Consider the following 17,512-nt stretch of genomic DNA (forward strand, 5'->3'; position numbering starts at 1 on the left):
TATCTGATAATTTATGGCATGTCAAAATACAAGCTGGCTGATACCCTCGAAATCTCCGTCGAGGAAGCGGACGACTACATCAAAGCCTATTTCGACCAGTACCCTGGCGTTAAGCGCTGGATGGCCGCGCAGCGCCGCCGTATGGAGAAAGAAGGCTTCACAACCACCCATACCGGCCGCAAGCGCCGCGTGCACAAGGAAGTCACCTCCGAGCGCTTCTGGCTCGTTCAGAGGGGTTATCGCCAAGGGATCAATAGCGTCATCCAGGGAAGCTCGGCAGACCAAGTCAAAATCGCCTCCCTGCTCCTGCAGGAATTCCTTCAGTCAATCGATGCTCACATTGTGCTCTGGGTGCATGACGAAATCATCTTCGATGTTCCGGAGAATGTTGGTATGGAAGCACTGCAGAAGATTGCAGATATCATGTGTAACGCTGTTCAGCTCGATTGTGGCATGAAGTCCGATATCGAGGTCGGCGCGAAGTGGGGACAAAAAATGTCCAAAGACGATATCGACCTGCTGTTCCTTGATGAAGAAGGCGGCGGTGGTGGCGGTTATGGATCTGACGATGACGACGACGAGGAGGATGCAGCATGATCGTCGAGCTATGGACCGACGGTGCGATCCACAAGAACGGCCGGCCGGAAGCGGTTGGCGGCTGGGCCTGCATCATGCTGGCAAAGCAGAACGGTGAGATCGTCCGGGAAAAGGAAATGTCCGGAGCAAAGCGTGCACCTGGCACCACCAGTAATGAGATGGAGCTGCGCGGGGTCCTGGAGGGGCTGACCACCCTCGCCCCTGGCCACGCGGGACGCATCGAGGTGCACGTGTATACGGACAGCGAGTATGTACAGAAAGGCTTCGACTTTCGTGCAGACCGCTGGGCACATGAGGGTTGGAAGCCCCGTGCGAATCTGGAGATCATTAAGCAAATCTACGACCTGAGTAAGAAATTCCTGGTGCATTACCACTGGGTTCCCGGCCACGCCGGTCATAAATACAACGAGCGGGCGGATGAACTGGCCGTCGAAGCCAAAGAGAAAGAGATGGGAATACGATGAAAAAACAGTGGAGCTCCTACCTTGCAAACGGTTATTGGGTCATTCAACTTCGAGTGACCACCCGTGAGCAGGTCTACAATATCAGTCATTTGATTTCCGAGCTGGAACTGAAGTATGTCTTTGACAAGGGCTATGTTATTCGATTCCACAAGGAAGCCATGCTCCATTACATGGCCAAAGGGATTCTCCTGGAGGAGGGTCGCCCATGAGCATGAAAAAACTGCTGGACCAAATCAAGCAGCAGAAGAAAGCAGATACGGTCAAACCCCTGGAGGAACGTTTCCTCCTCGCCCTCGATAAGTACCTGGAGCGGATCGGAAATATGGAACGCCCCCAGCGCCTCGCTTTTAACCCCTCCTCGATCTACAAATGTCAGCGGGAAATCTGGTACAAACTCAAAAACATCAAGCACTCCAAGAAGAACAAAGCCCGCAACGTACGCATCCTGCATGTCGGCACGCAGCTTCACGAGTGGATTCAGCGTGACGTGATTATGGCTATGGATGGCGAGGACGGCTCCCCTATTAAGATGATCCCCCTCGAAGAGATCCCCGCTTACGGCCAGGAAGGCATCGAGTTTATCAAAGAGCACCACGCCCCACCTATGGAGCTTAAATTCCTCGATAAGCGGCACACCCGTCTCATCCCCATCTCCGCCATGACCGACGGAACCATCGAGTTCGACCAGACCTATATGATTTTCGAGTTCAAGACGATCAACCCCACCGATTTTCAATTCATGATCGAGCCGCTGAAGAATCACGTGAAGCAAGGGGCTGTATACAGTCTTTGCCTGGGCATCCCCTACGTCATCTTCGTGTATTTCTGCAAGGGCACGCAGAACTGGAAAGCCTATATGGTCCAGTACACGCAGGCGCAGCACGACTGGGTGAAGGCGAAGCTCTCCGTGATCGAGGACTATTACGAGCTGGACGAGCTGCCGCCGAAGGAACAGAGCGAAGAAAACTGCAGGTTCTGTCCTTACAAGAAGCTCTGCGAGAAGGACCTGAAGCAACCTGATTAATTTTAACCCTCCCCTAAAATCAATCCCTTTCCGGTCGTATAAGGACTCGAAAGGGATTTTGATTATAAAGGAGACACCACGATGAAACCCATTAAAGAAAATGTTCTTCAGCTCGTGACGGCCATGCCCTCACTACTTGAAAACGAGAACGAACTTCTCCATGCCTACTGGGTATTGTTCGATAACGTGAATACCGCAAATCAGATCATCAAGGCGACACCAGCAGCCACGATCAGCCGCCGCCTCCGTGAACTGAGAAATGACGGCCTGGTAGCGAAGGCAGAACGTCAAGTCGAAGAAAAGACCATCACCAGTGAATTCACAGCCCTCGGTTAGATACCTGGGACTCGACCTGAGTCTCGGCTCCCCCGGCTACGCAGTCATCGACTTGATCGATAACATCCCCCATCTCGTGACTGCAGGCAATTTCAAAACGAAGCCTAAGCATTCCCTCGCTCTTCGTTATGCCGACATTGAGGACCAGTTCACCTCCCTGGTGGACACCTACAAGCCGATCCACGAAATCGTCCGAGAACAGTTCGTTTCAAGAATACCGGATACCCAGCGTCGTGTGTTTGGAGCCTGGGCATCTGCAGATCGTGCCCTTGGCCGCCACGGGTACATAACAGAAAAACAGGAGCATGAAGTTTCCCCTTCCAAACTGAAATCCAAAGTCGGCGGACACGGCAAAGCAGAGAAGGATGAAGTAGCCGCCGGTGTGCGCCGGTTGCTGAGGCTGCCGGACGATTACTTGTTCAGCTCCTCCGACGCATCAGACGCCTGCGCCGTCGTACTCACCCACCTGATTGAGAAAGGAGTCCTTCCATCATGTCAGACCTCATCCCCGTCGCGCTCATCACGCCGGGTGCGATCCAAGTAGCGAACATAGAGATCCAATCGCTTTTCTACCAGTTTGGCACCCTGATGTTCGAGGATATGGCTGACGTGACCGGCCTGTATCCTGCCCTTGATCTGGTCCCCCTCTTCCTCTTGGCCGGTGCCTCAGTCACCGCCGCCCCACTTGCCGGTGAGGACGGTATGTACGCCTACCATATCCTCATTCCCGCCAATTCGCAGGCATCCTTTTATGAGCGACTGGAAGACCTTTTCTACGAAGCCACGGTCGTCCAGCGGCGCAACAGCGATCCCCAACATGAAGCCGAGCCGCAACAAGCGCCGGTTAAACTCCGTGTATTGCGAGGTGGCAAAGCATGAATCGTCAAGAAATCGAAGCCGGTGCCCAGGAGCTGGTTGTTCGCAGGAAAGCAATGAACCGCCTGGCCTCGGCCGGACTGCCAACGCCTCCGAAGCCTGAGGATAGCGTGGAAGGCCGCAACCTCTTTACCGAGTGGGACAACCTGAAAAAGCGGCACGGCGGCGTAGCGAACATTCCTTTTACCGAGCTCGGGGACTTCCTCGACCGGTGGACGGCCATGATCGCCTATGCACGCTGGTGTGAATCGGTAGCCGACCTCGACCGGACCACGGCTCTGGAGATCCGCAACACCATCCAGGACCAGCTATATCCGCTGCAGGAAGGTAACCGGGAGCTGCGGGCAGCCACCGTAGCCACAGAAGAGCTCTACCGGCACTGGCAGGAGCAGTACCTTGAAGCCAACGCGATCTATACGGCCATGAAGGGTCTGCGTGAAGGCTATGAGCAGAGAGCGAATGCCATTTCCCGAGAAATCACCCGCCGTGGAGCCGACGTGATGGATGCTCGCCGCGGCATGAACCGAGGAGTCCTCGCATGACAGCCACCATGACTCACCACGGGAAGCAGCGTACGAAGGACCGCATGGGCCTTAGTAAGAAGCTCGCCGATAAGAAAGCACAGGAAGCCCTCGACTTTGGTGCATCCCACGCAGAGACGAGCGGCCGGTTAAACAAGTACTTCACCTCCCTCTATTTCCGCCATCAAACCGCGAACAATATTCGCATTTATCACCGGTACGTATATCTGTTCGCCGGTACAACCGTCATCACCATCCTCCATCTTCCAAAAGACCTGATTGCTGCTGCAGAGAAAGCACAGAAGCGTAAAGCCGAAGGAGTCGAAGCTCAATGTTCCTGATCCTACTCGCCGTTTACCTGATCGTTGGGGTGGTACACTGGGCAGCCATGGAGCTGACTGCTGGCCGTGAGCCTCTTATTGAACAGTTCCAGGATGACGAGTTCCTCCTCAAAGTCGTGAGCAGCCCCGGAATCATGCTGCTCGTTATGCTGGTCACCAGCGCCCCCATCCTCTTGCACGCCCTCTACTATGAGACCATTCTTCCCTTCCTGAAAGGAGCTTTCAAATGATTACCGAAAATGACCGCCTGACAAAGCTCGGTGAAGAGCTGCTGAACGTGAACGAAGAGCGCCGCAGATTGGCTGACAAAGCCGACTTCCTCAAAGGTCTTATCTATACCGAAATGGTCGAGATCAACAGCGGCGACGTGACCGTCCGTGCACTCAATGGCCGGGATGAGCTTCGCCTGAAAAACAATGTCCGGTTCAATGTGAAATTCGATAAAGACGGCCTCTCCGGCCAGGTTGGCGTAGACCGCACCGAGCTGAGCTACGAAGGCGTATCGGCCTTGGTCGAGAATGGCCGCCTCACGGCTGAGCAAGTCGGCAAGTTCCAGGCAGAAGGCAGATCCGAGTTTGTCACTGTCCGCCGCCGCATCGTGAAAGACAAGAAGGGCTGACCATGAACGAGAAGCAGCCATTCAATCAGTTTGTAGAAGAGATCCTCCTCCCCTTGGTCGATAAGAATGCCCTCGTTTCCCTCTCCGTCTCCGACGGCCTCGGCAATAAAGCCTCTATCCGACGCGATAAGCACGGCATCCTCCGTGTCACCACCACCCTCACCGCAGATATTAACCCCATGAAGCTTTAAGGAGCTGAAATAAATGTCCGAATCCCCTATTAGCCGCGATACCCTCCTCAACCAGATCCGCAAAGAGTTCGGTCAGCAGTCCATGTTCTTGCTCGGTCAGGATGAGAAGCTGAGTAACGTTGAGGTTCGCTCCTCCGGTTCCCTGCTGCTCGATCTGGCGCTCGGGGGCGGTTACCCTAAGGGCCGAATCATCGAGCTCAGCGGCCGGGAAGGGGCCGGTAAAACCACCCTCTTCAACTTGGCTGTAGCCGAAGCGCAGATCGCTGAACCCGAGAAGGAGAATGCGCTGATCGACCTGGAGCAATCCTTCAATCCCGTTTGGGGCGAGAAGCTTGGCGTGGATATCAGCAAGCTGTTCATCACACAGCCGGATACCTATGCAGAGAAAATCTTCGACATGCTGGAGTACATGATCCGCTCCGGACGGTTTGCCTATATCGGACTCGACTCCGTGTCCGGTCTCATCCTCAAAGACGAATTTGAGAATGAAGACTGGGAGAAAGAGAGCCGCGTCGGCGGTGCCTCGAAAATCCTCTCCAAGGCCATGCGTAAGCTCGTAAACTCCGGCCTCCTCACTCACTCCGGTACCACCCTCGTATTCATCAACCAGCTCCGTGATAAGATCGGCGGCTTTTCTATGTATGGAACCCCTACGGATACCACCGGTGGCCGCTCGATCAAGCACGCTTACTCGCAGCGCCTGGAAGTCGGCATCGGTGAGTACAAGAAAAAAGGCACTGATGTGATCGGCCAGCAGACCAAGGTCAAGGTCACCAAGAATAAGATCGCCCCGCCGCACAAGCAGGCAAACCTCGATCTCTACTTCGAGCACGGCATTGACCGTTACACCGAACTGGTTCAGGTAGCCAAGGAGATCAACGTTCTCACTGGCACGAGCTGGCTGACATTCCAGGACCCACGAACCGGCGACGTGTTTGAGCAGTACGGCAAGGAAGGCCGCTTCAATGGCAAGGACAAGACCCGCGAGGCGCTTGTCGAGGACGTGGAAGCAGGCGGCACGCTGTATGATCACATGCTGCAGGTCGTGCAGGAAGTGATCCGCAGCTAATGGCTAAATCAGAAGGTCAAATCAGATCCAGGATGCAGGAACGACGCATCACCAAGAGCCTGAAGCAAATTGGCGAGGAGCAGGCCCGGACCCAGATGGTTTCCGGGGCGCTCTGGATCGCCAAGAGTGATGTGGTATCGGAATCCTTCCAAATCGAGTGCAAAACCAAGGAGAAGGCGAGCAAGTCCATAGCGGTCAAGAAGGAATGGCTCGATAAGATCGACGAGGAAGCCTTTGAGAACGGCAAGCTCCCTGCCCTGGTCATCTCCTTTGGTACGCGCACAGATTACTTCGTCCTCCGCGACCGGGACTTTCTGGCACTTTATGAAGAGCTGATTGAACTGCGAAAGGCGGTCAAAGAATGAATGCACTGCGCATCATGCTGATTGGACAAAACCTCCCCATCGATTATCAGGCCGACGACCGGCTCGCCTGGCTCATATACAGCCCCTCCCTGGAGTCCCAATTAACGGACATAGAAAACTACCTGACCAACAAGAAAGCCGTGGAGACGGCCGATATGCTCGTGCTGAATGTGCAGCACGGTGACCCCTCCTTTGACGAGGGAGTATTTCTCCATTTGGCCTACTCTAAGCAAATCCCGATCTTCCTGATCGGCGACTGCCTCAGCAGCAAGATGATTCATGCGTTTGAATCGAACGCATTCCTGGATTTTAACCAGACCCTACAGCACATCGTGGATTTTTACTTATAACACAAGGAGTGACGCACAAGTGAAGTTTGTAACAAAACCCCAGAACCGGGTTATGGAGTTCGATCCGGAGCGCCTAACGCAGTATGTCGCCCGCATTATGGCCCTCTATCCGGACCTGGACCAGAAGCGGCTGCTGCGCGGCGTGCAGAGCAAGCTGAAAGCTGAAACCGTAAAGTCCGAAGAGATCACACGCGCGATTTATATGACGGCCCTGGAGCTGATCTCCGTTGAGGAGCCGGATTGGACGTTCGTGGCCTCGGCTGCTTACCTCACAAAGCTGTACAAAGAAGCCGCCATCAACCGCGGATATAAGTCCTACCACAATCAGAGGTACGGTTCCTTCTATAAGCTGCTGAAGGCCCTGCGCGACAAGGGGATTTACAAAGAAGAACTGTGCGACAAATATACTTACGGCGAGATCCAGGAGCTGGAGAAGGAGATGGTGGTCGAGCGCGACAATCTGCTGACTTACATCGGCCTCCTCACCCTGGATGAGCGTTACCTCACCGGCGACTATGACAAGAAGACTCTGGAGCTACCACAGGAGCGTTGGATGGTTATCGCCATGCAGCTCATGATCCATGAACCGGCAGAGACGCGGATCGAGCTCGTTAAGGAAGCCTACTGGGCCCTCTCGAACCTGTACATGACAGTTGCCACCCCGACGCTCTCCAACTCCGGTAAAGCCAAGGGCGGTCAACTCTCCTCCTGCTTCATCGATACTGTGCCTGACAACCTCTGGGGCATCTACAACGTCGACCAGAACTTCGCGCAGGTATCGAAGCACGGCGGCGGCATGGGCATCTATGTCGGCAAGGTCCGCTCCCGCGGCTCCAACATCCGCGGCTACAAGGGCGTGGCCGGCGGTGTCGTGCCTTGGATCAAGAACTACAACAATACGGCAGTCGCCGTCGACCAGCTCGGCGTACGTTCCGGTGCGGTTGCCGTCTACCTCGATGTATGGCACAAGGACATTCTCGACTTCCTGAACCTCAAGACGAACAACGGGGATGACCGGATGAAGGCGCATGATATTTTCCCTGGCGTATGTATTCCGGACCTGTTCATGAAGACGCGTCGAGGATGCTGCTTGGCACCTGGTACTGATGGCCCGCACGAGATCCACAAGGCTAGAGGCTACTCCATCGAAGATTCCTATGATGAGCAGAAGGGCAAGGGTACCTTCCGCGACCGCTACCAGCAATGCGTTGAGCACCCAACCCTCTCCCGTATCACCGTCCCCGCACTCGACATCATGACCCGTATCCTGACGTCCTCCTTCGAAACCGGCACGCCGTTCATGTTCTACCGTGACACGGTCAACCGCGCCAACCCGAATAAAGCCCACGGCATGATCTACTCCTCTAACCTGTGTACCGAGATCGCCCAGAACATGAGCGCCACCCAAATCATCACGGAATACCTGGAGATCGATGAAGACGGCAGCCAGATCATCGTGACCCAGCAGGTGAAGACCGGCGACTTCGTCGTGTGCAACCTGTCGTCGACCAACCTCGGCCGCGTCTACACCGACGACGACATTGAGCGCGCGTGACGACTCCAGATGCGGATGATGGACAATGTCATCGACCTGAACTACATCGAAGTCCCGCAGGCGGAGATCACCAACCAGATGTACCGCGCCGTCGGCCTCGGCTCCAGCGGCTACCACCAGATGCTCGCGCTGATAAAGATCAACTGGGAATCCGAAGAAGCCGTCGCCTTCAACGATGCACTGTACGAGACAGTTGCTTTCCTGGCGATCCGTGCCTCGATGGAGCTGGCCAAAGAGAAGGGCGCTTATATGCGCTTTGCAGGCAGCGAATGGGCAACCGGACAATACTTTGTGGACCGCGGCTATGTTGCCCTGGATGAAGCAGGTGTCATTGTGCCGATCCCAGGCAAAGAAGACTGGTATGACCTGTGCCTGGATGTAATGCAGCATGGTATCCGTAACGGCTACCTGATGGCAATTGCCCCGAATGGATCGACCTCGATCATTGCAGGCTCCACCGCCTCCGTCGATCCGGTTTACTCCCTCATGGCTTACGAGGAGAAGGAAACCTACAAGATCGCCAACCCCGTCCCTAACCTCTCCACGGCCACGCGCTGGTACTATAAGAGTGCCTTTGATATTGACCAGCATTGGTCCATCCGCCACGCCGCCACCCGCCAGGTCCATATCGATCAGGCTCAATCCTTCAACCTGTACGTTCATCCGGAGATCGATGCATTCGAGATGCTCGACCTGCATCTGGATGCATGGGACAGCGGCCTGAAGAGCACTTACTATGTCCGTAACAAAGCAAATGAAATGCCGGAAGAATGCGAGAGCTGCTCCGCTTAATCCGAACCACCCAAAGAGGACCTGCGAATTTTCGTGGGTCCTCTTAAATTTGCCTGCCAGGGGTCGTATAAGGGCACATACCACCTCAAACATGAAGGAGAAATGAATTATGGCAGAAGATATGAGCTCAGCTTTGCTGAAAGCACAAATTTTTGATATTACAGCACCGAACAAATCGACGAAGGTTGTTGGCGGCGAGTGCTCTGGCATCTTGAACTGGGACGATATCCGCGAGCCGAAATTCTATAAACTGTATCGCGTTATGCTGGGCAACCACTGGATTCCGGACGAGATCCCTATGGAGAAGGACGCAAAAATCTTCCATACCCTTTCACCGGCACGCCAGAACGCCTACCTGAAGACCATCGGGCTGCTGGCCGTCCTGGACTCCGTTCAAACAGTGTTCGTCGGCGACGTGGGTGCATACCTTACGGACTCCTCCCTGCAGGCCATCATGGGCATTATCGGTCAGCAGGAGATCGTGCATAACCAATCCTACTCATACTGTCTCTCCTCGGTCGTGGACTTCGATACGCAGAAGAGTGTTTTTGAATACTGGAAGCACGACCCCATCCTCCTGGAGCGCAACCTGTTCATCACCACGGTCTACCAGAAATTCCGCGACAACCCGACCCCGCAAACCTTCTTTGAAGCCCTGGTCATGGATATCATCCTGGAGGGCATCGACTTCTACTCCGCGTTCGCCTTCTTTTACTCCCTGGCCCGTGACGGCGCTATGCTGGCGACTTCGCAGATGATGAGCTATATCCAGCGCGACGAGCAGCATCACGTGTATGGGATGGCTGAAATCTTCAAGCTGCTGCTCCTGGATTACCCGGAATTGGCTACCCCCGAGAATATCGATGGGGCCCGCAAAACGATTGCCCGGGCGGTTGAGCACGAGTTGAACTGGGGCCGCCACATTCTTACTGATGTGGAGAACATCGATCTTGATGAGCTCGCAGAGTACATCAAAGCGACCGCCAACAAGCGCTTGAAGCAGATGGGCCTGGAGAAACTGTACGACGTGGATGTGCCGGAGAACGTGATGCCGTGGATCAGACCTTTCACGGATGAAGCTCTGGCTTCCACCAAGACAGACTTCTTTGAAGGCAAGAGCCGCAACTACGGTAAGGTATCCAAAGCCAACGGTTTCGACCGGCTCCGCGGTGGCCGCGGCTAAACAAAAATGTTAAGGCCTGACCTTAAAATACCTAGGGTCAGGTCGTATATAAAACCCGAGGCAGTAAATACCTGAGAGGATTGATACCTAATGGAAAACACAAACACATACCTCGGCGGGATCGATGAGACGACTGCAGCAAGCCTGGTCGGAAAATTCATCCACGTCCCGCAGAACGATATAACTCCTCCGGATGGCCAGACAGTCAACATGTGGTTCGCCGGTCAGGTTGCAGGATATGAAAAGGCCGTCATTGGCTACGACTACGTGAATGGTGAATTCTTTACCCCTGAAAATGTACAAGTTTACTTCAATGTCCATATGACGGACGGTGCAACTTGGGTGCTCTCGAACAAGCAGCTCATTATTGAGGAAATCACGGAAGAGAAATTCCAGCAAATGCTGACCGAGCACTTGGCCAAGCAAGCACTCCTGGATCAGGCTGAGGCTGAAGTCGAACAGATCGTCACTCGTGCACAGAACAAGATTCTGCTGCCCGGGGAGGACTTTTAATGGATTTCCCAAACCCGAACAGCAGCCAGATCTTCAAGGAGATCGCAGGGAAGAGGAGGGAGGGAGTCAACGCCATGATCCAGGGCAGTGCTCCCGAGACCCTGGCTTACAAGCGTTTCGATAAGGAGCTGCATGGCTTCTACAAGGAAGACCCGGGCAATGCCGGTTACGACCTGTTCGCCCGCCTCGACGCTCCGACCCTGATCTTTCCGGGTGAAGCCGTTGTCATCCCGCTCAACGTGGCTGCCGAGATTCCCATGGGCTTCGTCGGCCTCCTGTTCCAACGCTCCAGCACCTACCGGAAATGGAAAGTAAAGCTGACCAACGGAGTCGGCGTAATCGATGCCTCCTTCAGTGGGGACGGGGACGAGTGGGGAGCGGAAGTGAAGAACGAAAGCAGTGAGCCGGTCACGATCCACCCCGGAGATAAGATATGTCAGGCACTGTTCTTTAAGCTGGCGGACCTGGTGCTGCTGGAGAAACGCAAGCTTGAAGGCACTGACCGCGGCGGCTTTGGCACCAGCTTTGATAACGCGAACGAAAAAGGAGAAAACGCACAATGAAAATCCTCGGATACGTAAAGAACCTTTTCAAAAAACCTGCAGCTCCAGTGAGTGACGTGCAACAGCTCGACGAAGCACGCCTCCGTGTACAGGACGCGCTGAGCCTGTTCACGTTCGCTTCTAACGAAGTGAGCAAGGCGAACATCCACCTGGCCGAACTGATCTCCAAAAAGGAAGCAGAGCGGGAAGAGATCGAGCGTACGATCCACGCAGCCAACCAAGACCTGAAATCCAATAACCAGCTCAAAGTTCGCCTCGACGCTTTTAACCCACAACGATAAGGAGCATTCCCATGTCTATCTACAGTCAAGTTGATCACGGCCTGGCCATTGCAGTCTCTAAGAATGGCGACGCCTTCGCCTTTAACAGGGGACTGGCCATTCATATCGATGAAAACGAAGAAGTTTCCGTGTTCGCAGACAAAGTGGACGGCCTGGATATTCTTGCCGCCGCCACCGCCTTGATCGCCTTGTTTGAAGATACGACAGGGGAGGACTTCATCGAGAGAGTCGTTCGCATGAGCAAGAGAAAGGACCATCTCCAATGAAGATTATCGCTTTTGAAGGCCTGGATGCCTCGGGCAAGGCCACTCAGACGGCCATGCTCGTGCAGAAGCTGAAGGATCAAGGCCACCTGACCGCTACGATTGCGTTCCCCCGATATGACCAGCCTATCGGCACCCTCATCCGCCAGTGGCTGCAAGGGGAGGTAAGCCTCACGACCGAGGCTGCTCACATGCTCTACGAAGCGGACCGCCAAGATTTCATGTGCTGGATTGACCGCTACGAGCAAACAGGCATCGATTACCTCGTGATCGACCGCTATACCCTCTCAAACCTCGCATTTGGCACTGCCCGTGACGTAAACCTCGATTGGCTCCAAGGCCTCCAGAACAAGATCCGCCAGCCGGATATCACCTTCGTCCTCGATGTATCCCCGAAAACCTCCTTCAAGCGCCGCCCTGAGCGCCAAGACAAGAACGAGAAAGATTTCTCCCTCTTACTCCGCAGCCGCATGGCATACCGATCCCTCGCTAAAACCCTCCCTTACGATTCCGACCAACTCATCTTTATGCTCGATGCCAACGGATCTCCTGAAGCCATTCACGAGGCCGTGATGACCTTCATCGATAACGGGTTTGTGTAATGCAGGTGCACGTCCAGACTGCCCACGCAGAGGTTTTCAAGGACGACATTGCCCGCGTCTACGCCCAGCAGAGGGGCATCTCCAACGATGAAGCCAAAGAGCGGATCACCGATATCCTCGAAATCATAACGGCCTACCTGGTCAACGGCTATAACGTCAAACTCCACCGCTTTTTCAACTTCAAGACCCGCATCCTCAACGCAAAATCCGCGAATGTCCCCTCCACTGGAGCCCCTATGACTATTCCCCGCACCCGCACGGTTATCGCCACGATGACCCGTTCCCTTAAATCCCGAATCCAAGGCAAACAATAATTCAAGGTAGGTCGGGGCGCTTGCCCCGCAGCCACCTTCACGAGGTGAAAGTACAACTGTGAGCAAGCATCCAGACCATATTCAGAGTAACCTGGAGATCAACCGGGATTACTATTCGCTAGACGATATGTCCAATATTGAGCGTGCCAAAGTGGATTCGGATTACCTCGGTGACGTGCTCGTAGTGAACGAGAACCTGATTTGGCATAGTGTACATAAGTACATTGGCAAGCCTGAGAAACTGACCCGGCAGTACTGCGTTGAGAAGGACGATATTGCCCAGCTCGGCAGACTAGGATTCATCAAGTCGATCATGGCCTTTGATACGACCAGAGGCGTCAAGTTCTCCTCCTTCAGCGTGACGGCCATCGTCCGCGAGATCAAATGCTTCCTCCGCGATTCAGCCCCGGTCATCCGCCCCACACGCACCGCGCACGATCTCCTCAACCGCATTTCCCGCCTGGAAACCGAGCAAGGTCAAAACCTCTCCCCAGAAGAACTCTCCGAAGCCCTCAACAAACCCATTGAACGAATCAAGAAAGCCCAAGCCATTGGCCGCAACGTCAAATACCTTCATGAGACTGCAATCCACTGTTACATGCGCGAGCCTGACGAGCCGGCCACGTCCTACCTCGACCTGCTGGAGGATGGCACAGACACGGAAGAGCTTGCAATGGATAGAAGCTATGTTGATTCCGTGGTTGAATCGATCCGCCACCGGCTCAGCGAACAGGAAATGCGTGTGTTAATGCTTCGCATCTCCGGATTAAATCAAACACAGGCTGCAGAACAGGAGGGCATCTCACAAATGCGAGTCGGTCGCATTATCAAGAAAGTAGCCTCACTACTGCTTGACGCAAGAAACAGCGAAAGCTGTCTTGATCTTGATTTCACATCGGTTCTTGAAAATTTCAGGGTAGCTGAGTAGGGCATGTCTGCAGGGAGGGAGGGGGAAGGGCGCAGGAAAGTTCTCCCTTGATATAATGATCCGCAAGCATTAAAAGAGCAGGGGGGAGACCCCCTGCTTTTTACTTGCTTGAATATTCTTTAAGGAACCCTTGTTTCTCCATGTAGGTGGCGAGCTTGGTCAGAAAGACAGCCGTTTCGATCCGTGAGATTTTATCAGTAGGGCGGAATTGGCCATTGTAGGGAGTCATGAGACCGGCTTTGTTGAAGTTAGCAATCGTGCGGACCATCGGAAGGTCCATGTCGCTCCCAGAAATCCCACCCTCGGCGTCTTTATCAAGAATGTAATGGCCTCCCATTAGATAATTGTCGCCGACTTTTGCCTGTATCTCATCCATGACTTTCGCATACTCCTCCGGGCCGTAGGAATTATCAAGCACATATACCTTCACATCACTCATACCCGATGTGTACTGGATCAATTCGTTAGCGGGCAGATCCTGATCGAAACGGCCGTCGAAGTTCTCCGCGATCCACCTAGCGATCTCTAGCCGGGTCATCTGGTACCCATTATTTTTATCGAATTCCTCCGATAAGAACTGGGAGGTACCCATCTTTCTTAGTGCCTTCGCTGCCCAGTCATCCCCGGGCAGGTCTTTCTCAGAAGCGTGGTACTTATCGAAGAGACGGGTGATCATGGAAGCGAACTCCGCCTTGGTGACTTCTTTTGTCGGCTTGAACGATCCGTCCTCAAAGCCATTGATTACACCATTGGCAACCATTGCATCCAGGGCCGGTACAGCCCAAGCGTACTGGTTCCGATCTACGTCGGTGAATGCCTGGGCTGAAGCTGCAGCAGGGAGGGAGGTGGCGGTGAGTGACAGGGCGAGCAGGGCGGCGTACATCGATTTCCTCATGGGTGTCATCAATCTCCAAATCTGTCGAATATTAAGTCTATCTTTGTATTTATCGGTAAAATAGAGGCAATACATAATAAAGAAAGCAGGAGCTGAAGTGACTTCTGTCTTTGAACCCCTAGAGATATTGGGGTACTTTTTTACCACAATGTTCATTTTTCAATAGTTTTACGGTAGAATATAATAGAGTGTTCCAACGCAGGGGACCTACCCAGGTGAAAAATATGGAACTCATAAAACAGCAAAAACACTCAGACGGTGGATAAACCTGGAAAGAGGCTGCGGCAACAGCGCCAATAACGGCGAAGGCTGCAGCTATAACGCTAAGAATCAGCTTGGCTTGGGTTAGAAAGTCAGAATAAGCATACAAAGAAAAAGCTACAAGAGATATCTCCTGTAGCTTTTGATCTTTAGTTGTAGATGGGGAGCATGCTCTGACGGATTGGGAATGTACCTGCGCTCTCCTGAAAAATATACCATTGATCAGCAATTGCGTCTGGGTAGAGAATCATGGAGTCAGATCCGCTCATTTTGGCTACTGTCGGTTGGCTAAAAGATCCCAAGTAGTAGCTAGTACCGGACATGCCGCCATAAATGATTGCTTGCGCAATGAACTTAGAGCAGTAGTTTTTAGAGAAATCGTCGAGGCGATTGCCAATTTGGTATGTAAACGAATAGTTACTGCTCCATTTGGATTTAGCCCATGCTGCAGATTTTTCAGCGATAGTGTTGTTGGGTATACGAACTACTTGGAAGTCTTCAAATGTATTAACCCAGCTACTATAGGATACTCTCGTAAGTTTGTTTGTACCGTTTCTTCTGACGTCAATGACATACCCCTCATCATCAATAATTCCAACGTGACCTACAAATGAGGTTTGCCAATCCCAAGAAGGGGCGATAATTATGTCCCCAGCCTTTGCGATGTTGGTAGTGCCGGGATAATAGAAATTAAGGTCTTTGGCAGAAACAGCAGACGCACCGATCAGGAGAAAGCAGAAAACAGAACAGAGAAATAACAAACGTTTGAATGCCTTCATTGCATAATTCCTCCTAATATATTAATATCTTACACAAATTGGTATTCTGCATAAATTACCAAATTCCTCCTTCGAAAGGAAGATTTTTGTTGAATAACACAAAAACAAGAACTATACCGGTTAGAATGGTTGTTTATGCAATTTTGACAGTAGTTCTTCTTTATGGTGGGTATCATCTGTTCTTGAATTATCAGCACGGTATTTTTGAAAAACAGGTAAGGGATTATTTGATTAGTCAGAGGGGTTACAAGGAAACTGATATCGCATCGATCACCGCCATAAACTCCGTCGGTGGGGATTATGGAATCAGCGTGGTTGTGGAGTTTAACGACGAGCCAGGGACCAAGTACCACTACTTACGAAATAACGGGCTTGTCGATCAGCTGAACGAAATAACTGTCGAGAAGAGAAAGCACGTGGAAGCGCCACAAACACCAGATTGATGACAAACGCTAAAAGACGCCCCAAAAGGGCGTCTTTTTCAATTCCTGCAGACTGCGCGCACTGGAAAATGTTTCGTGCGCTTCGTCGGAACGGATGTGTATCCCCCGAAGACAGCGGACTCCAGACTTGTGTACAAAAACGGCTGAAGCTGCGGCAGGGAGGTAGGTGGTGGTGAGTGACAGGGCGTGCAGGGCGGCATACATCGATTTCCTCATGGGTGTCATCAATCCCCAAATCTGTCTGATTTTAGTCTATCAATGTATTTATCGGCCAAATAAGGAGATTGTTTGAATAAGCAAAGTACCCTAGCAATAAATGCTCTATAATGAACCGCACCTATTTAATTTTTGGTATACTTTTCCGGCAAATATATTCTTTTTTCCAAAGCTTTACGATAGAATATAAGTGAGTGCTCCAAGGCAGGGGACCCCCAGGAGGTTCCCGATGGAACTAAAACAACAGCAAAAAACACTTAGACAGCGGTTAACCCGCGCCAAGCTGATTCTTGGCGTAGTAGCTGCAGGCTTTGCCGTTATCGGAGCGGCTGCCGCAGCCTTTTTCCAGGTTATCCGGTTAGTGTTTTTGCTGCTCGGATTGCCGCATTAACACCTGATAAGTTGTAGGTGTCGTCAACGGTCACTAATGTAAGCGAATAAGCTCACCTCAACGCTTAGGGGTAGTAACTTGGCGGTGATATCCCTAAACGTTGTCTTTTCCCAATTCCCCCTGCTGAGGGGCTAGAGATATTCCCTACCTGATGTGCCTGACGCCCTACCAACTCTATTAAACATTTTATCCAACGAAAAAAAGACCCATACTTGGCGGTGGGGTCTTTTTTTCAATGCATTTTAAAGCACCCAGGAGATAATGGAACTAAAAAGGATTCCGCATGCGCCGAGTCCCTTTTCCCAAAAACAAGACTCCACGACTTGATTGATAGTCTCACTTTACAGTGGCTTCAATCCTACAAGGCCATAATAATGTCCCAACAATACTGTACTGCAATATAAATGATAATTACTCGGTAGACTACAGGGCCTTGTGGCTATAGACTACCTTAAATCTAATTCTAATTACATGCGTACTTGGAGTCAATAACAGTTACACAGAGGATGGAGCAGACACCCGCCTATATGCCAAACCGCAACCGAATTTCGGGCCGAATAATTAAATCATCAATATTTTTGTGCGTATAACCGTCCCCGCCATATATAGTCTGATGCTGCTGGAAGAAATGGTACAGAGAGCGCAACTCATAGATCCGGCCCAGCAGCCATTCAAAATTCACCATCCGCATCTCTTCGTCGCTCAGATCGGAGAGTTTCTGGATACGGAGCTCGATTTCCTGAAGCATGAAATTTGTTTCTAATGCGGGCATAGTTCCTC

The 17,512-nt window shown here is 52.4% G+C and carries 28 protein-coding genes and 1 pseudogene; 26 read left to right on the forward strand and 3 right to left on the reverse strand.

The window, feature by feature from the left end; all coding sequences use genetic code 11:
• The first annotated feature begins 9 nt into the window (after positions 1-9).
• The 24 genes and pseudogenes from ACP26L_RS36070 to ACP26L_RS36185 all read left to right on the forward strand — a co-directional run bounded on the left by ACP26L_RS36070 (position 10) and on the right by ACP26L_RS36185 (position 13,747).
• Positions 10-597 (forward strand): DNA polymerase, encoded by a 588-nt coding sequence (locus ACP26L_RS36070; protein ID WP_426455490.1) that lies wholly within the window; start codon positions 10-12, stop codon positions 595-597.
• On the forward strand, positions 594-1,061 hold the full coding sequence (locus ACP26L_RS36075; RefSeq protein ID WP_426455418.1) for a ribonuclease H family protein: 468 nt from the start codon (positions 594-596) through the stop codon (positions 1,059-1,061). The genes ACP26L_RS36070 and ACP26L_RS36075 overlap by 4 nt, the downstream gene beginning before the upstream one ends.
• Entirely contained in the window at positions 1,058-1,270 is a 213-nt protein-coding gene (locus ACP26L_RS36080; protein ID WP_426455419.1) for a hypothetical protein, read from the forward strand. Before ACP26L_RS36075 ends, ACP26L_RS36080 begins: the two co-directional genes overlap by 4 nt.
• Positions 1,267-2,085 (forward strand): hypothetical protein, encoded by an 819-nt coding sequence (locus tag ACP26L_RS36085; protein WP_426455421.1) that lies wholly within the window; start codon positions 1,267-1,269, stop codon positions 2,083-2,085. The genes ACP26L_RS36080 and ACP26L_RS36085 overlap by 4 nt, the downstream gene beginning before the upstream one ends.
• 81 nt (positions 2,086-2,166) lie before the next feature.
• Entirely contained in the window at positions 2,167-2,421 is a 255-nt protein-coding gene (locus tag ACP26L_RS36090) for a hypothetical protein (RefSeq protein ID WP_426455422.1), read from the forward strand.
• Positions 2,399-2,965 carry a crossover junction endodeoxyribonuclease RuvC gene (locus tag ACP26L_RS36095; RefSeq protein ID WP_426455423.1) on the forward strand — a complete coding sequence of 189 codons (567 nt, stop codon included), beginning with the start codon at positions 2,399-2,401 and terminating at the stop codon, positions 2,963-2,965. The genes ACP26L_RS36090 and ACP26L_RS36095 overlap by 23 nt, the downstream gene beginning before the upstream one ends.
• Positions 2,914-3,300, forward strand: a complete 387-nt coding sequence (locus ACP26L_RS36100; protein WP_426455425.1) for a hypothetical protein — start codon at positions 2,914-2,916, stop codon at positions 3,298-3,300. Before ACP26L_RS36095 ends, ACP26L_RS36100 begins: the two co-directional genes overlap by 52 nt.
• A complete protein-coding gene (locus ACP26L_RS36105; protein ID WP_426455427.1) occupies positions 3,297-3,839 on the forward strand; it encodes a hypothetical protein in 543 nt (180 codons plus the stop codon). The genes ACP26L_RS36100 and ACP26L_RS36105 overlap by 4 nt, the downstream gene beginning before the upstream one ends.
• Entirely contained in the window at positions 3,836-4,159 is a 324-nt protein-coding gene (locus ACP26L_RS36110) for a hypothetical protein (protein WP_426455428.1), read from the forward strand. The genes ACP26L_RS36105 and ACP26L_RS36110 overlap by 4 nt, the downstream gene beginning before the upstream one ends.
• Positions 4,150-4,389: a hypothetical protein gene (locus ACP26L_RS36115; RefSeq protein WP_426455429.1), complete on the forward strand. Its 240-nt coding sequence runs from the start codon at positions 4,150-4,152 to the stop codon at positions 4,387-4,389. Before ACP26L_RS36110 ends, ACP26L_RS36115 begins: the two co-directional genes overlap by 10 nt.
• The gene (locus ACP26L_RS36120) at positions 4,386-4,778 is read left to right on the forward strand and encodes a hypothetical protein (RefSeq protein ID WP_426455430.1); all 393 of its coding nucleotides are present in this window, start codon (positions 4,386-4,388) and stop codon (positions 4,776-4,778) included. The genes ACP26L_RS36115 and ACP26L_RS36120 overlap by 4 nt, the downstream gene beginning before the upstream one ends.
• Positions 4,779-4,780: 2 nt before the next feature.
• Positions 4,781-4,969, forward strand: coding sequence for a hypothetical protein (locus ACP26L_RS36125; RefSeq protein WP_426455432.1), 189 nt, complete (start codon positions 4,781-4,783; stop codon positions 4,967-4,969).
• Positions 4,970-4,982: 13 nt separating this feature from the next.
• On the forward strand, positions 4,983-6,038 hold the full coding sequence (locus ACP26L_RS36130) for a recombinase RecA (RefSeq protein ID WP_426455433.1): 1,056 nt from the start codon (positions 4,983-4,985) through the stop codon (positions 6,036-6,038).
• A 32-nt stretch (positions 6,039-6,070) separates the two neighbouring features.
• Positions 6,071-6,403, forward strand: a complete 333-nt coding sequence (locus tag ACP26L_RS36135) for a putative PDDEXK endonuclease (RefSeq protein ID WP_426455434.1) — start codon at positions 6,071-6,073, stop codon at positions 6,401-6,403.
• Positions 6,400-6,753 carry a hypothetical protein gene (locus ACP26L_RS36140; protein WP_426455435.1) on the forward strand — a complete coding sequence of 118 codons (354 nt, stop codon included), beginning with the start codon at positions 6,400-6,402 and terminating at the stop codon, positions 6,751-6,753. Before ACP26L_RS36135 ends, ACP26L_RS36140 begins: the two co-directional genes overlap by 4 nt.
• A 52-nt stretch (positions 6,754-6,805) precedes the next feature.
• Positions 6,806-9,100, forward strand: a pseudogene (locus tag ACP26L_RS36145) (ribonucleoside-diphosphate reductase subunit alpha).
• A 109-nt stretch (positions 9,101-9,209) separates the two neighbouring features.
• Positions 9,210-10,283, forward strand: a complete 1,074-nt coding sequence (locus ACP26L_RS36150; RefSeq protein ID WP_426455437.1) for a ribonucleotide-diphosphate reductase subunit beta — start codon at positions 9,210-9,212, stop codon at positions 10,281-10,283.
• 90 nt (positions 10,284-10,373) lie between these two features.
• The gene (locus tag ACP26L_RS36155; RefSeq protein ID WP_426455439.1) at positions 10,374-10,796 is read left to right on the forward strand and encodes a hypothetical protein; all 423 of its coding nucleotides are present in this window, start codon (positions 10,374-10,376) and stop codon (positions 10,794-10,796) included.
• A complete protein-coding gene (locus ACP26L_RS36160) occupies positions 10,796-11,359 on the forward strand; it encodes a dUTP diphosphatase (protein ID WP_426455440.1) in 564 nt (187 codons plus the stop codon). Before ACP26L_RS36155 ends, ACP26L_RS36160 begins: the two co-directional genes overlap by 1 nt.
• 47 nt (positions 11,360-11,406) lie before the next feature.
• Complete coding sequence (locus ACP26L_RS36165; protein WP_426455442.1) at positions 11,407-11,640, forward strand: hypothetical protein; 234 nt, start codon at positions 11,407-11,409, stop codon at positions 11,638-11,640.
• A gap of 11 nt (positions 11,641-11,651) precedes the next feature.
• Positions 11,652-11,906 carry a hypothetical protein gene (locus ACP26L_RS36170; RefSeq protein ID WP_426455443.1) on the forward strand — a complete coding sequence of 85 codons (255 nt, stop codon included), beginning with the start codon at positions 11,652-11,654 and terminating at the stop codon, positions 11,904-11,906.
• On the forward strand, positions 11,903-12,505 hold the full coding sequence (tmk, locus tag ACP26L_RS36175) for a dTMP kinase (RefSeq protein WP_426455445.1): 603 nt from the start codon (positions 11,903-11,905) through the stop codon (positions 12,503-12,505). Before ACP26L_RS36170 ends, tmk begins: the two co-directional genes overlap by 4 nt.
• Positions 12,505-12,819, forward strand: coding sequence for an HU family DNA-binding protein (locus ACP26L_RS36180; protein WP_426455447.1), 315 nt, complete (start codon positions 12,505-12,507; stop codon positions 12,817-12,819). The genes tmk and ACP26L_RS36180 overlap by 1 nt, the downstream gene beginning before the upstream one ends.
• A 58-nt stretch (positions 12,820-12,877) precedes the next feature.
• Positions 12,878-13,747, forward strand: a complete 870-nt coding sequence (locus ACP26L_RS36185) for a sigma-70 family RNA polymerase sigma factor (RefSeq protein WP_426455449.1) — start codon at positions 12,878-12,880, stop codon at positions 13,745-13,747.
• Between the two features lie 100 nt (positions 13,748-13,847).
• On the opposite strand, the gene ACP26L_RS36190 is transcribed toward ACP26L_RS36185, so the two are convergent.
• Together ACP26L_RS36190 and ACP26L_RS36195 are read right to left on the reverse strand one after the other, a co-directional pair.
• Positions 13,848-14,630 carry an S-layer homology domain-containing protein gene (locus tag ACP26L_RS36190; protein ID WP_426455451.1) on the reverse strand — a complete coding sequence of 261 codons (783 nt, stop codon included), beginning with the start codon at positions 14,628-14,630 and terminating at the stop codon, positions 13,848-13,850.
• A 422-nt stretch (positions 14,631-15,052) separates the two neighbouring features.
• Positions 15,053-15,682 carry a hypothetical protein gene (locus ACP26L_RS36195; protein ID WP_426455452.1) on the reverse strand — a complete coding sequence of 210 codons (630 nt, stop codon included), beginning with the start codon at positions 15,680-15,682 and terminating at the stop codon, positions 15,053-15,055.
• An 89-nt stretch (positions 15,683-15,771) separates the two neighbouring features.
• Here ACP26L_RS36195 and ACP26L_RS36200 point away from each other — a divergent pair, with 89 nt between their 5' ends.
• The gene (locus ACP26L_RS36200; protein WP_426455454.1) at positions 15,772-16,125 is read left to right on the forward strand and encodes a DUF3139 domain-containing protein; all 354 of its coding nucleotides are present in this window, start codon (positions 15,772-15,774) and stop codon (positions 16,123-16,125) included.
• Positions 16,126-16,570: 445 nt separating this feature from the next.
• Entirely contained in the window at positions 16,571-16,732 is a 162-nt protein-coding gene (locus ACP26L_RS36205; RefSeq protein WP_426455456.1) for a hypothetical protein, read from the forward strand.
• Positions 16,733-17,255: 523 nt separating this feature from the next.
• On the opposite strand, the gene ACP26L_RS36210 is transcribed toward ACP26L_RS36205, so the two are convergent.
• Positions 17,256-17,504, reverse strand: coding sequence for a hypothetical protein (locus ACP26L_RS36210; RefSeq protein WP_426455457.1), 249 nt, complete (start codon positions 17,502-17,504; stop codon positions 17,256-17,258).
• Between the last annotated feature and the right edge of the window lie 8 nt (positions 17,505-17,512).

It is taken from the genome of Paenibacillus sp. S-38, assembly GCF_049942825.1.
Classification (GTDB): Bacteria; Bacillota; Bacilli; order Paenibacillales; family NBRC-103111; genus Paenibacillus_G.

Coding starts and splice junctions, on each gene's coding strand:
- ACP26L_RS36075 (WP_426455418.1), top strand. CDS start 594: ATGATCGTCGAGCTATGGACCGACGGTGCGATCCACAAGAACGGCCGG.
- ACP26L_RS36150 (WP_426455437.1), top strand. CDS start 9,210: ATGGCAGAAGATATGAGCTCAGCTTTGCTGAAAGCACAAATTTTTGAT.
- ACP26L_RS36210 (WP_426455457.1), bottom strand. CDS start 17,504: ATGCCCGCATTAGAAACAAATTTCATGCTTCAGGAAATCGAGCTCCGT.
- ACP26L_RS36170 (WP_426455443.1), top strand. CDS start 11,652: ATGTCTATCTACAGTCAAGTTGATCACGGCCTGGCCATTGCAGTCTCT.
- ACP26L_RS36140 (WP_426455435.1), top strand. CDS start 6,400: ATGAATGCACTGCGCATCATGCTGATTGGACAAAACCTCCCCATCGAT.
- ACP26L_RS36100 (WP_426455425.1), top strand. CDS start 2,914: ATGTCAGACCTCATCCCCGTCGCGCTCATCACGCCGGGTGCGATCCAA.
- ACP26L_RS36085 (WP_426455421.1), top strand. CDS start 1,267: ATGAGCATGAAAAAACTGCTGGACCAAATCAAGCAGCAGAAGAAAGCA.
- ACP26L_RS36125 (WP_426455432.1), top strand. CDS start 4,781: ATGAACGAGAAGCAGCCATTCAATCAGTTTGTAGAAGAGATCCTCCTC.
- ACP26L_RS36135 (WP_426455434.1), top strand. CDS start 6,071: ATGCAGGAACGACGCATCACCAAGAGCCTGAAGCAAATTGGCGAGGAG.
- ACP26L_RS36115 (WP_426455429.1), top strand. CDS start 4,150: ATGTTCCTGATCCTACTCGCCGTTTACCTGATCGTTGGGGTGGTACAC.
- ACP26L_RS36155 (WP_426455439.1), top strand. CDS start 10,374: ATGGAAAACACAAACACATACCTCGGCGGGATCGATGAGACGACTGCA.
- ACP26L_RS36195 (WP_426455452.1), bottom strand. CDS start 15,682: ATGAAGGCATTCAAACGTTTGTTATTTCTCTGTTCTGTTTTCTGCTTT.
- ACP26L_RS36160 (WP_426455440.1), top strand. CDS start 10,796: ATGGATTTCCCAAACCCGAACAGCAGCCAGATCTTCAAGGAGATCGCA.
- ACP26L_RS36080 (WP_426455419.1), top strand. CDS start 1,058: ATGAAAAAACAGTGGAGCTCCTACCTTGCAAACGGTTATTGGGTCATT.
- ACP26L_RS36205 (WP_426455456.1), top strand. CDS start 16,571: ATGGAACTAAAACAACAGCAAAAAACACTTAGACAGCGGTTAACCCGC.
- ACP26L_RS36190 (WP_426455451.1), bottom strand. CDS start 14,630: ATGTACGCCGCCCTGCTCGCCCTGTCACTCACCGCCACCTCCCTCCCT.
- ACP26L_RS36180 (WP_426455447.1), top strand. CDS start 12,505: ATGCAGGTGCACGTCCAGACTGCCCACGCAGAGGTTTTCAAGGACGAC.
- ACP26L_RS36090 (WP_426455422.1), top strand. CDS start 2,167: ATGAAACCCATTAAAGAAAATGTTCTTCAGCTCGTGACGGCCATGCCC.
- ACP26L_RS36105 (WP_426455427.1), top strand. CDS start 3,297: ATGAATCGTCAAGAAATCGAAGCCGGTGCCCAGGAGCTGGTTGTTCGC.
- tmk (WP_426455445.1), top strand. CDS start 11,903: ATGAAGATTATCGCTTTTGAAGGCCTGGATGCCTCGGGCAAGGCCACT.
- ACP26L_RS36110 (WP_426455428.1), top strand. CDS start 3,836: ATGACAGCCACCATGACTCACCACGGGAAGCAGCGTACGAAGGACCGC.
- ACP26L_RS36130 (WP_426455433.1), top strand. CDS start 4,983: ATGTCCGAATCCCCTATTAGCCGCGATACCCTCCTCAACCAGATCCGC.
- ACP26L_RS36120 (WP_426455430.1), top strand. CDS start 4,386: ATGATTACCGAAAATGACCGCCTGACAAAGCTCGGTGAAGAGCTGCTG.